The sequence below is a fragment of the Notoacmeibacter ruber genome, from assembly GCF_003668555.1.
Classification (GTDB): Bacteria; Pseudomonadota; Alphaproteobacteria; order Rhizobiales; family Rhizobiaceae; genus Notoacmeibacter; species Notoacmeibacter ruber.
In genome coordinates this window covers 2,536,752-2,548,650 of sequence record NZ_RCWN01000001.1, presented here as the reverse complement: position 1 = coordinate 2,548,650, position 11,899 = coordinate 2,536,752, and the positions used below count along the sequence as shown (strand labels likewise).

Here is an 11,899-nt window from a genome sequence, read left to right as displayed (position 1 = left end):
AGCTTACCATGTCCAAGACCCACCCAACCGCCAGCATCGTCGTTCCGGCCTATAATGTGGAAGCGACCATTGCCGAAACACTCCAATCGCTGCTTGCGCAGACATTCGCCGATTTCGAGATCGTCGTCGTCGACGACGGATCCCACGACCGGACGGTCGAAATTGTCCGCAGCTTCGAAGACGCACGAATTCGGCTGATTACCCAGCGTAATCGCGGTCTGGCCGGCGCCCACAACACCGGAATTCATGAATCCAGGGGCGAGTTCATCGGCTTCTGCGATGCCGACGATCTGTGGCTGCCGGAGAAGCTGGAGCGCCACATCGATCATTTTCGCACCAATCCGGATGTCGGCATCAGCTTCTCCGGATCACGCATGATCGACCAGAACAGCAGGCCGATCGGTATCGACCAGCGACCCAAGCTCCGCAATCTGAAGCCGGCCGATATCTTCAAGCGCAATCCGATCGGCAATGGATCGGCGCCCGTCATGCGGCGTGAGGCGCTCGACGGTTTTGCCTACCGGCCCGTCTATGAAACCGAGCGCGACTGGTGGTTCGACGAGAACTTCCGCCAGTCCGACGATATCGAGGGATGGCTGCGCTTTGCCCTGACCCAGGACTGGAAGATCGAGGGCATTCCCGGATTGCTGACGCTCTACCGGATCCACACCGGCGCCTTGTCGGCCAATGTCGAGCGCCAGTTCGAGACCTGGACCCGCATGCGCGACAAGATCGGCCGCATCGCGCCGGCTCTGATCAAGCGGCATGGCGGTGCAGCCACCGCCTATCAGCTTCGCTATCTCTGCCGCCGCGCGGTCTCAATGCGCAATGGCAATCTGGCATGGAGCCTCTGCCGCCAGTCGCTGCGGGCCTCACCCCGCCCGCTTCTTGAGGAGCCGGTCAAAACCACCATCACCATCGCAGCGGCGGTGACGCTGAAAGTGCTCGGCGCCGGCATCTACCTCTTCGCCGAACGCAGCATGCTCGGCCGTCGCGTCGCCTGAAACCGCTGAAAAGGAGATCAACGCCATGATCCGCGCAGTCACCCATCTCATCGACGATGCATCCTTTGGCGGCATCAACCGCATGCTCGAGCACATGGCCGCAGCGCCGGCACTTGCGCGGCGCCATCAGCACCGCATCGAGCGTGTGCGGCGGGGGCAGCTATCGCCGCCCAGCCTCTCGACTGACGTGATCGTCTCGCATCTGTCGATAAGCTGGGCCAATCTGCCGCTGCTCACCGCGCTGCGGGCCATCTATCCGAACCATCCGATCATTCACGTCGAGCACAGCTATTGCGAGCGTTTTGTGACGGCGAATGTCGATGTTCGCGGGCGGTTCGATACGCTAATGAAGACGGCCTATTCGCTATTCGACAAGGTGGTCGCGGTCAGCGAGGCGCAGGCGGGTTGGATGCGCCGGCGCGATTATTGTGGCGGTTCGCGCCTGGAGACCGTGCCTTCCTGCGCGGATCTCTCATCATTTTTCGAGCTGCCGGACCGCGAGCCCGGCAAGACCATCACGATCGGCGCGATCGGCCGGTTCAGCGAGCAGAAGGGCTTCGATATCCTGATCGATGCTTTCCGCGAAAGCCGCCGCCAGGACCTGCATCTCAGCCTCTTCGGCGATGGACCCGACCGGGGGCGTCTCACGGCGATGGCCGACGATCATCCGCGGATCGCGTTCCACGGATACCTTGCCGATACCGCCACAGCCGTCAGACATTGCGATCTCATCGCCATGCCGTCGCGCTGGGAGCCCTATGGCCTTGTCGCGCTGGAATCGATGGCGGCTGGCCGCCCGCTCCTTTGCCCGCGCATTGATGGTCTCAACGATCACATCAAGAGCGGTGCCACCGATATCGGCGAAAACAGCGTCGATGGCTGGCGCGCCTTCTTCGAAACGTTCGACGCTCATGCCCTTGCCCAGCGGGGTTCGCACCTTCGCGACGTCGCGCGCAACGCCGAGAACCGTTTCGCTCACGGCTGGAACAGCCTCCTCGACAATGTAGTCGGATCCAATTCCGACTTCGCTCAAGCTGCCTGATCAAAACGTCCCTCCTTCCCACCGATCAGGCAGTTCGGCCGCCGGTTTTCGAACCGGCGGCCTTCCTTTTTTCGGTCAAGGGTTTCAAGCCGTTTCCAAGGTTGCTTCGGCGGTACAAGGACCTGCGATCGAGACTACCTTCAAGAGCGCTCCACCTATGAGTAGCCGGAACAGTCAGGGCAAAGGACGCCGATGATGGGACGTCTTCGTCACGCACGAGAACCGAACTGCGCGCGTGCTCGTTCCTCATGGTGCTTACCAATCGGCGAACGGGTGAAAGTCGCGGGTTGGAGGCGGTCGATCCCGGCGACCAATCAGGAAGGTTGAACGGCCGGTTGCTCGGTCTTTGCCGAGCGCTCGGCAGCCATCTCGCGGGCGTGGATGCCAAGGAGGAGAAGGGCCGGCCACAAAAGATAGGCCTCGATTTCGATATTCTCGCCGAACGTCAGAATCAGCATGGCCAGCATGATCGAGAGCGGTAGACGACCGCGGGGGTGGCGGACACTGTCGACCGCCGCCACGAAAAAGTGGACGGTCATCGGAATGGCAAGCGCGAAGAATCCGGTCAGACCTTTCACGAAAAGCAGACCATACCAGGTGTGGTGGCTGCCGATCGGCATGTATTCCACCAGATGCGGACCGGGCTGCACCGTGCCATGCCCGAACCAGACCGCTTCATTTTGCCAGCGCTCATAAGCGATCCGTTGAAGTGTTTCGCGGACGCGTGTGCTGTCGGCCCGCGCTGATTTGAAAGCAGCAATGCCGCCCAGCACGAAATCGAGAAGGGCTGTGCCGAGGACCGCCATGGACGCGGCGAAACCGGCCGCGATCTGCCAAGCAAAGCCCTTCGCCAGGAGCGGCATCATGCGCGGTGTGACGGTGCAGACGACCAGCGCGACGAGGCTCATCCGGGATTTCGACAGAAAGATCATCGCGAGTCCGGCCAGAACGCCCGCGAGCAGCCAGCGGCGGTCGCGATCTTCAAGGGCGAAACAGACCATCACGACACCCAGCAGGCCCGCAAAGGGCGACCAGGGCGCGTAGAATTGCCAGCGCGGCGTCCAACTCGCCGGATCGAGCGTATAGAGATAGACGGAGAAGTATTCGGGGCCGGGCCCGCCCGCCGCCTTGAGGGGGGAAACGAAGATCTTCTCCGGCAGGCCGAGAGTAGGAGCCACCACCAGCAGTGGCAGCAATAGGAATGTGCAGAGGCCGACAATGTTCTGGCTTCTGATCAGCACCAGACGGCGGATCGGCAGAACCGCGCCGGCAAATGGCAGGAGGAAGAGGAGCGCCCAGCCTTTTGCCCAGCCGATCGACGATTTGATCGTTTTGGCGAGGCCGAGGCTCCAATCCAGATGACCGATCCAGAGCGCGATGAGCATGACCGCCATGCCGAGGCCCCACAGCCAGACAAGGGCTGGCACTGGCCCGGTCGCACGGAGGTCCGACCGCATGGCTGCGCCAAGGTAGAGCGAGATCGCAGCCAGACCGGCGAGAAGCCATGCGACCACCGGGCCGACAATGTAGAGGGCGCCAAGGGCGTAGAACGCCCAGGTCAGCGTCATCGACCAGAAGACGAACCCTTCTGCGGGATTATTCCGCTTCATCGGGCGCAGGACCGGTCTTGCGAAGGGTTCCGCTCAGCTTGTCGATCAGCGGCCGCCGCAACCAGGTGAGCATCAGGCCTGTGCCTGCGAAGAGCGTGGCTACGATTCCGGCGATAATGGCCAGCAGCCTGTTGGGCGAAGACGGCTCGAAAGGAAGGCTCGGCGGCTCGGCGATTTGCACCATGGGATAAGACGCGAAAACATCGGTCTTGGACGCATTCAGCCGTGCAAGCGCGGAGGTGAAGACGGCCTGTGCCACCTTGTAATCGCGATTGAGCTTGTCGAGATTGGATGCTGCAGTCACCAGTTCGACAACGCGGGCCTCGGTATTCTTCAACTCATCGCGCAAAACCTTCAGCCGGGCGCGCTGACCATCGCGTTTGGCGACTTCGGAAATGACGCGGGCCAGAAGCGTTCCACGCTCGCCGTCGGCGGCGCGCTCGACTTGTCCCCGCAGTTGGTCGGCCGGCAGGCCGGTCACGTCCACGGCGCGTTCGACCATGCGCAACTGAATGCCGTCGTGCCGTTCGCGAACGGAGACCACCTCCGGATGGCGAGGGCCATAGAGCTTGCCGAGCGAGGCCAGTTTGGATGTTTCGTCCGCCAGGCTCTTCGACAGGGATGCATATTCGGGATCGACATGCAGCTTGATCGTTCTCGCCGCCGCTTCGGGCGAAATGCCAAGAAGGCCGGCCAGCGAGGCAACGGCACGGTCTGTATTCTGCAGTTCCGCTTGCCCTTCGGCGATGCGCGAAAGGAGCGTTTCTTTCGTCTGGACGATATTGTGGAACTGGTCCTGCGAGCTGAGCCCCGTCTGGACCTGCACGTCGCTGATCTTGTCGCGGATCACGTTCACCGCATCCTGATACTTGCGGACGGTGTCCGTTACCGAAGCCTCACGGCGCTTCATCTCGTCGTCGCGCAATTCGCTCAGTTCGGTGAGAAACGCCGTCAGAAGGGCTTCGGTCCGTTCGCGTGCGGCGTCCGGCGTGCGGCCCTTCATCTGCACCTGCATGAGGCTGGTCTGATCGACCAGCTTGACCCTCGGTCGACCGAATGCGGCTTCTTCAATGCCGGAATCGGACGAGGCGCGGCGGATCACGCGGCCGGACTGCACCAATTTCTGATAGGTGACCGTCGGGCTGATGGACGAGCTGGCATAGGGCGAATTCGCCGATGTGGACGCCTGCCCGATCTCCGACAGGCTGACGGAACTGGAGACGCCAGCGCCCGGCAAGATCAGAGAGACGCTGGACGTGTACTGCACGGGCGCGAACTGCAGATAAAGAATGATCGGTAGCCAGATTGTACCCAACAGGGCCCCGGTCACCAGAAAATAGCGTGGCAGACGCCCAGCATCGCCGATCCGGCCACCGCGGACGAGGCGCCAGAAGGAAAGGCCGCGAAGCGGCGTGCGGACCAGGCGAAGAATTGAAAAGGGCGAGCGCCCGGACTTCGATTCGGTCTCCGGCTGAGCGGGCTCGGCTTCACGCAATTCCACAGGGATTGGCTGACCGACAAGGCGGGCTAGGGGGGCGTTCATGGGGCAGGCTCCTCTTGATGCGCGCAATCTACCGGCAGTCGGGAGCCGAGAGGGACGCGTCATCGCATAGGGCAGTGCCAGGAAGGATCGGTCGGACTATCCAAAAGGATGGCCCGGACGTGGGGCGTGCCCTAGAACAGGCCTTCTTCCTTGGCGATGATGGCCGCCTGGGTGCGGTTCTTCGCATCGAGCTTGCGACAGAGCGTCTTGACGTGAAGCTTGATCGTCACCTCCTGCAACGCAAGTTCGCGAGCGATTTCCTTGTTCGACTGGCCCTTTACCAAGCCCTCGAGGACCTGCAATTCGCGGTCCGTGAGTTTCTCCGCAAGCGGGTGGGTCGACTGCTCTTCTACTTCGGTCAGGAACTGGATCGGAGCGTATTGTTCGCCGGCGGCCATGAAGCGGATGGCATGGATCAGGGATTTCGCGGCGATGGTCTTTGGAAGAAACCCGGCCGCTCCGAGGGCCAGCGCCTCTTCAGCCGTAGGCCGATCGATCGTTCCCGAGATAATCGCGACAGGGCTTCTGAAATTCAGATCGATCGCTTTCTTAAGGCCTTCCAGCCCGTCCATTCCGGGCATCGAATAATCGAGAAGCACAAGGTCGAAAGGACCAGCCGTCGTCATCTTGTCCGCAGCGTCGGGAAAATCGGCAGCGACCGAGATGGACATATCCTTTTCGTTTTGCAGGAAGGCGCAGATCGTGTCGCGAACCAGTTCGTGATCGTCTGCCAAAAGTACTTTCATCCCACCTCTCCCCGTGATCCGTAAGAAGACATAACACAGACCTTCCGCTATCCGGTAAACCTGTTGTGTAGGATTTCATCTATTTCGTATAGGGCCTGAATACCGGTCAGTATCGCGCCGCGATGCTTTCCGCCTCGAAGCTATTCGTTTCATGAGCCGCCGCCTTCGTGGTGCCGTGGCAGTCTCGGTGCACATCACGGAGGCGAACATGAAACAACTCGATACCTGCCAACTTTTCGATCTCGACATCGTCCGCAACAGCAAGAGCGAGACGATCGAAATGATGCTCGACGACCCGGCCGGCAAAAAGACCGCAGCTTTCGTCAATGCGCACTGCATCAACGTTGCGGCCGGATCGGTCGAATATCAGTGGGCCTTGAAAAAGGCCCGTTATGTGTTGCCAGATGGCGCTGGAGTGGCGCTGGCCGCGCGACTGAACGGCCAGAGCTTTTCCGAGAACCTCAACGGAACCGACCTCTTTTTGCCGCTCTGCAAGGAAGCGGCGAAACGCAACATGTCGGTGTTCTTCTTCGGCAGCCGCGAGGGCGTTGCCCGGCAGGCTGCCGAGCGCGCGGCCGATCTCGTGCCCGGCCTGACGGTCGCCGGTACGCGGCACGGCTATTTCGACGATACGCAGCAGAACGATATCATAGACCAGATCAACCGCTCGGGTGCCGATATCGTTCTCGTCGCCCTTGGCGTACCGCAGCAGGATGTCTGGATCGCGCGGAACCGCCATCGCCTCAACGCGTCGTTGGTGATGGGCGTGGGCGCACAGTTCGACTTCTGGTCCGGACGTGTGAAACGAGCGCCGCTCCTTCTTCGCAAGGCGCGGCTGGAATGGGCCTGGCGGCTGGCGCTGGAGCCGCGCCGTCTTGCCAAGCGCTATCTGATCGGCAATGCGACCTTTGTGGCCCGCGCCTTTGGTGAAGGTGCAAAACGGCGCGCACTCGGACGCTCTCCGAATTGGCAAAGCAGGGCCATCGACGTGGCCGTGGCCGGTGGTGCGGTGATGTGCCTTGCCCCTCTTCTTGCGCTCATATCCGTTGCCATCAAGCTCGGCTCGCGCGGTCCGGTGTTGTTCCGGCAGGTTCGCACGGGTGAAAATGGCCAGCCCTTCGAAGTGCTCAAGTTCCGGACGATGTATGTCGATGCCGAAAAGCGGCGGTCGGAAGTCCTTGCTCTGGCCGACCGACGGGGCATCTGCTTCAAAGCGAAGAACGATCCGCGTGTTACGAGTGTCGGCCGTGTGCTTCGTCGCTACTCGCTGGACGAATTGCCGCAGCTGTTCAATGTTCTGAAGGGTGAGATGAGTGTCGTCGGTCCACGACCGGCCCTGCCGAGCGAAGTTGCCGCCTATCCGCCGGAAGCGCATGAGCGCCTTGCGTGCAAACCGGGGCTGACTGGCGTCTGGCAGGTGTCCGGACGTGCGGAGATCGGGTTTCAGAAAATGGTCGATATGGATGTCGCTTATGTCCGGTCCAAATCGGTCGCGCTGGATCTGGCCCTCCTGGCCCTGACGTTCCGCGCAGTCTTCACCGGTCGCGGCGCTTACTGAAAACTCCAGAAACTCTAGAAATGCCAGAGGCCGCCAATGTTTGTGATCCAGACATTGGCGGCCTGTGGCGTTTTCGTTATCGGTTGCGAAGAAAGATGGACGGAGTGAGGATTTCGTCGCGCCCCAATGCGGCATTGATCGTGTTTCTATCGCGAGCGGACGAGTTCCATCCGTTCGATGGCAGTCGAGACCAGGGAGTGCTTCGACGGGATTTCGCCCTCCGGTCGGGCTTCTCCGATACCGACCGAAAGCGTGGTTTCGACCGCGCTCTCCGCTGTCTGGATCTCCAACCGCCGGACGCGTTCGGCAATGGCCGAGATCAGGGCGGCATCCTGTCTCGCGCTGGTCCCGTGCAGGCACACGATAAGAATGTCGTCGTCATAGTGAGCGCAAAAATCCGTCAATCCGGCGGGCAGCCGTCCGAGGGCATCTGAAATGGTCTTCATCCCGACTTCGACATGCTTGCTTCCGTGGACGGAGCGAAGCCGTTTTCCATTCCTGATCGCGACCGCGAGAATGCAGCTTGGCATAGGAGCGGCGTCCGACCGCAACCAGGTTTCGAGTATGCTGGGCCCGAACAAGCCGGTGATCGGATGGAAGGTCTGCGACGGCCCGGTCTGCTCGTTCCCGGCGGGCGCGCTTTTCGTGTCCGCTTCTCTTGCATGGCGGCGGTCGACCTCACCCTTCAGTCGGCAAGCGCTGCGCATCCGCGCCAGCAATTCGGTGCGATTGAAGGGTTTGGTGACGTAGTCCGTCGCTCCCGCGATAAATGCGTGAGAGAGCGATCCGCTGTCGTTGATCGACGTGACCATCAGGATGGGCGTGTCCTGATAGCGCGCATCGGAGCGGATTTTTGCGCAGGTCTCGATGCCGTTGAGGCCCGGCATGATGACGTCGATCAAGATGACGTCGAAGTGCTGGCCGGCAGTGTTGCGCGGTTCGACGCCCAGCATTGACAGCGCGTTCTCACCGGATTCGGCATAATCGACGTCCTCATAGCCGCCTATCGCCAGTGCCGCCGACAGAATGTCGCGCGCATCTTCGGAATCGTCGACGACCAATATCCGCATTACCATCCCCCTGCCTGTCCGACTCTGGCGTATATGCGCCAGCCATTCTCATCATAAATTCTTTCATAGCCCGGCAGGCCGTGGTCGAAGGCCTCCGGGAAAGCCCGGTTGATGCGCCCCTGGCGGGCAGCCGCATGCATCGGGTCCGGGACCGCGAAGAACGGCGCCGTGATCGCCTTTCGAAGAAGATCGATTTCAAAATCCGTGCTGCCGGGAAGGCTTAGCCCATTGGTCGACGACATGAACGTCAGGATTTGTGGATGGCTGATGCCGTCCAGCATGACGCCATCGAGTGAATCGAGCGCTTCGGCGATGGGTCGAAGCTCTGCCACAGCCGATTGGCTTGAAGAGACGTTTGATATGCCTCGCGCCCCGCTCACGTTGCCGGCGAAGGCTATCCAGCCGAGCGCCGTTCCCGTTCCGATGGCGAGAACTGCAATCATGGCCCAGCGGCCGACCGACACACGCGCAATGCAAGTCGCCAGGACACCGAGGACAGAGGCTGTCATCAGGATGGGCAGCCGCCCGGTATGGAAGATGAAGGTCAGGACTGCCGCAGCGGCGACGCTCAATATGAGGCCCGTCAATGGCTCCATGAGGACCGGCTTCCGCCACGAGCGCAAGACCTTCCAAGCGAGAGGTGGACCGAGAGCTGCGAGCGCGATGAGTGCTGCCGCCAAGGTTGAGGGTTTGGCGGGCTCGGTCAGCGATAGCGTCTGGAATGCGCCGCTAATCCCCGTCGCCGCATCATTGGCTCCGAAAAGCCAGCGCAGGTAGAGGAAGCTTCCAATGCCGAACAGAGCCGGAAAGAGGAAGGTAAGGTAGATTGCATCGGGGCGTTGCCGCCTCAGGTCCCCCGGCAGGCAGAGGGCCAGGAAAGGCAGGCAGGCGATGGCGAAGATCATCCCCGTCGGGCCTGACAGAACAAGCAGCATCATGGCAAGTGCGATCTTCATTGCCGCTACGGCCGATGCCTCCGATCGCAGATCGAACATGCCCTGGCCCAGAACGAAGATAGCAAGGGCCATTAGTACCGCTTCCGGCCCCTCGACCATGGCGAGAAGGCTGTGTGGCCCGGCCAGCAGAAGCAAAGCCGACGCCGCTGCGGATAAATGGTTGAAACGGTCGTCCTCTTTGCCGGCCATCTGCTGATAGAGCAGGCTGCCGAGCAGGGAGAGCAGGAGTGCGCCCGCCACCAGCGCCGGAAAACGCGGCTCCATGAGGGCGACGACATAGGTCAGCAGGCGTGGAAGTGGGGGATACGCCGTCAGCAGGCCCGAGAAGCTGCTGCCACCTTGCGCGGCGGCTATGGCCTGCCCCGAAAGGGTGGCCACGGCATCGGAGATGTAACCGGCATGCTGAAGAGCAATCGCACAAAAGAGACAGCCCAGAAACAGCGACGACCAGAAAAGGAGGAAAGAAGAGAGCGGGTTCAAGCCAGATGTCCTTCCATCTGCGCCGTCCTGGCCTTCTCGATCTCAAGAGCCGTTTGCCGGGAAATGCCGTGTCGGGTTTTTTCCCAATAGAAAGGCTTTGCGACGAGTTGCCACAGCGCCTTGTAGGCTGCGATCGACATCAGCATCCAATAGCCGACCACCGAAGTGCCGTAGGGGATGAGATCCATCCAGCCCCGCCGGAAGGGTGCGATCAGGGTCAGGAAGATCATCAGGCCGTTGCCGATCAGCAGGTTGAACAGCGCGAAATAGAGAACGATTGGCGGAAAGAACGGGTCGAACCCCGCCGTCTCGGTGGTCAGCCAGATGGCGAATATCGACCAGAAGATGGGATTGAGAATGCCGGACAGAGCCGTGCCGCCGATGAAGAAGGCGAAGCCTGTCACGCCCCGGAGGCCAATCGTCTTCAACAGGTGAAGCGGGCGGCGGGTATGGACGAGGAACGTCTGCATGTACCCCTTGATCCATCGCGAGCGCTGCCTGATCCAGTTGCCGGCTTCGCAATTGGCTTCTTCGAAGGTGGTGGAGTCGATCACGCTGACGCGGTAGCCCTTCTGGGTCATGCGGATGCCGAGATCGGCATCTTCCGTGACGTTGAAGGGATCCCATGCGTGTAGTTCACGCAGGACGTCGATCTTGAAGTGGTTGGACGTGCCGCCGAGAGGGATGGGAATGCCCATGCGCTGCAGGCCCGGCAGCATCAGGTCGAACCAGAGCGAATAATCGAGCGTGAACATTCGGGTCAGCCAGTTTTCTCTGGCGTTGTAGTAGTTGAGCCGGCACTGGATGCAGGCCGTGTTGTCCGACGACAGACGAAAGGCCGCGACGACCTTGCGGAGCTGGTCGGTTTCCGGCTTGTCCTCCGCATCGTAGATGACGAGCAATTCGCCTCGCGCGAATTGCAGGGCGTAATTGCATGCCTTGGGTTTCGTTTGCGGCTGGGATTCCGGCACGCGGATGATCTCGAAGATGCCTTCGAGACCAAGCGCCTTTGCCGCCTCGATGGTCTCGCTGTCGTTCTCCTCCAGGACAAGCTTGATATCCAGTTTCGCCAGCGGATAGTCGAGGCTGCGCAACGCCTGGGCAAGGATCGGAAGCGTTTCGGGCTCGCGGAACATCGGCACCAGAATGGTGTAGGTTGGCAGTTCTTCGTCGCGAAGCGCCTTTGCTCGGATATCGAGCCGGCGCGCGAAGTCTTCCTGCCCAAGGCCACCAGTCCAGACGAGCGCGGCCCGCAATAGAGAGTTTCCTAGGTAGAAGATCGTCAGCAGCAGGTTCAGCGCGATTAAGGTGGCGACGGGCGCGATGACGGCACCGAGGAGCAACAGAGAGATCAGACCGTAGATGACGATGATCTGACCGGTGCCAAGAACCTGCCGTGCCGACATGTCGGGGTCCACTTCGGCCAATTCGTAGACCGCTCGGTGAGAATGGACGGCGCGATAGATCTTCTGCAGCGACCAGATAATGTCGAATTTGGAGGTCACCACAATGTCGAAGCGGTCGCCCCAGATCTTCTGCGCGAGGAGAATCGTCTCCGGGCCTGGACGTGCAGTCGCCAGGATGATCCGCTCGCCTTCCTGCCGCCACGGCATGATGAGGCTCTCGGACAGAAGGTTTTGATCCAGGCCCGCAAGAAGCTCCTGATCTGGCGGCTCATCGATCAGATTTACGAAGGGCAGAAAGAGGTTGTTGGCCAGCGACTTGTAGTAATCCTGCGCCCTGATCCAGCCTTTCGCGAGCAGAACGTCACCGAGACTCACGCCCCATCGCGTGGCCTTGCCGGCGGCTTCATCGAGTTGCTGCAAGGTGATTTGCCGTCGCTCGACGAGATAGTTGCCAATGGCGTTATCGGTTGCGGAGAGAGCCATC

The 11,899-nt window shown here is 61.1% G+C and carries 9 protein-coding genes; 3 read left to right on the top strand and 6 right to left on the bottom strand.

Going from position 1 to position 11,899, the window contains the following annotated elements:
* The first annotated feature begins 8 nt into the window (after positions 1-8).
* Together D8780_RS12155 and D8780_RS12150 are read left to right on the top strand one after the other, a co-directional pair.
* Positions 9-1,004 carry a glycosyltransferase family 2 protein gene (locus D8780_RS12155; RefSeq protein ID WP_121645832.1) on the top strand — a complete coding sequence of 332 codons (996 nt, stop codon included), beginning with the start codon at positions 9-11 and terminating at the stop codon, positions 1,002-1,004.
* 25 nt (positions 1,005-1,029) lie between these two features.
* The gene (locus D8780_RS12150) at positions 1,030-2,046 is read left to right on the top strand and encodes a glycosyltransferase family 4 protein (RefSeq protein ID WP_121645831.1); all 1,017 of its coding nucleotides are present in this window, start codon (positions 1,030-1,032) and stop codon (positions 2,044-2,046) included.
* A 314-nt stretch (positions 2,047-2,360) separates the two neighbouring features.
* Here the strand turns inward: D8780_RS12150 and D8780_RS12145 are convergent, their stop codons facing one another.
* From D8780_RS12145 to D8780_RS12135, 3 genes are all read right to left on the bottom strand, one after another.
* Positions 2,361-3,656, bottom strand: coding sequence for an O-antigen ligase domain-containing protein (locus D8780_RS12145; RefSeq protein WP_121645830.1), 1,296 nt, complete (start codon positions 3,654-3,656; stop codon positions 2,361-2,363).
* Positions 3,643-5,199, bottom strand: a complete 1,557-nt coding sequence (locus tag D8780_RS12140) for a GumC family protein (RefSeq protein ID WP_121645829.1) — start codon at positions 5,197-5,199, stop codon at positions 3,643-3,645. Before D8780_RS12140 ends, D8780_RS12145 begins: the two co-directional genes overlap by 14 nt.
* Before the next feature lie 131 nt (positions 5,200-5,330).
* Positions 5,331-5,945, bottom strand: a complete 615-nt coding sequence (locus tag D8780_RS12135) for a response regulator transcription factor (RefSeq protein ID WP_121645828.1) — start codon at positions 5,943-5,945, stop codon at positions 5,331-5,333.
* Between the two features lie 208 nt (positions 5,946-6,153).
* Here D8780_RS12135 and D8780_RS12130 point away from each other — a divergent pair, with 208 nt between their 5' ends.
* On the top strand, positions 6,154-7,503 hold the full coding sequence (locus D8780_RS12130) for a WecB/TagA/CpsF family glycosyltransferase (RefSeq protein ID WP_121646548.1): 1,350 nt from the start codon (positions 6,154-6,156) through the stop codon (positions 7,501-7,503).
* A 146-nt stretch (positions 7,504-7,649) separates the two neighbouring features.
* Here the strand turns inward: D8780_RS12130 and D8780_RS12125 are convergent, their stop codons facing one another.
* From D8780_RS12125 to D8780_RS12115, 3 genes are read right to left on the bottom strand one after another with little or no spacing between them, the layout of a single operon-like run.
* The gene (locus tag D8780_RS12125) at positions 7,650-8,573 is read right to left on the bottom strand and encodes a response regulator (RefSeq protein ID WP_158598503.1); all 924 of its coding nucleotides are present in this window, start codon (positions 8,571-8,573) and stop codon (positions 7,650-7,652) included.
* Entirely contained in the window at positions 8,573-10,009 is a 1,437-nt protein-coding gene (locus D8780_RS12120; protein ID WP_121645826.1) for a hypothetical protein, read from the bottom strand. Before D8780_RS12120 ends, D8780_RS12125 begins: the two co-directional genes overlap by 1 nt.
* Positions 10,006-11,898, bottom strand: coding sequence for a glycosyltransferase family 2 protein (locus tag D8780_RS12115; RefSeq protein WP_121645825.1), 1,893 nt, complete (start codon positions 11,896-11,898; stop codon positions 10,006-10,008). The genes D8780_RS12120 and D8780_RS12115 overlap by 4 nt, the downstream gene beginning before the upstream one ends.
* Position 11,899: the final 1 nt, after the last annotated feature.

Excerpts from the sequence above, each read along its gene's own strand:
- D8780_RS12145 (WP_121645830.1), bottom strand. The coding sequence starts at position 3,656 with ATGAAGCGGAATAATCCCGCAGAAGGGTTCGTCTTCTGGTCGATGACG.
- D8780_RS12155 (WP_121645832.1), top strand. The coding sequence starts at position 9 with ATGTCCAAGACCCACCCAACCGCCAGCATCGTCGTTCCGGCCTATAAT.
- D8780_RS12150 (WP_121645831.1), top strand. The coding sequence starts at position 1,030 with ATGATCCGCGCAGTCACCCATCTCATCGACGATGCATCCTTTGGCGGC.
- D8780_RS12135 (WP_121645828.1), bottom strand. The coding sequence starts at position 5,945 with ATGAAAGTACTTTTGGCAGACGATCACGAACTGGTTCGCGACACGATC.
- D8780_RS12140 (WP_121645829.1), bottom strand. The coding sequence starts at position 5,199 with ATGAACGCCCCCCTAGCCCGCCTTGTCGGTCAGCCAATCCCTGTGGAA.
- D8780_RS12130 (WP_121646548.1), top strand. The coding sequence starts at position 6,154 with ATGAAACAACTCGATACCTGCCAACTTTTCGATCTCGACATCGTCCGC.
- D8780_RS12115 (WP_121645825.1), bottom strand. The coding sequence starts at position 11,898 with ATGGCTCTCTCCGCAACCGATAACGCCATTGGCAACTATCTCGTCGAG.
- D8780_RS12125 (WP_158598503.1), bottom strand. The coding sequence starts at position 8,573 with ATGCGGATATTGGTCGTCGACGATTCCGAAGATGCGCGCGACATTCTG.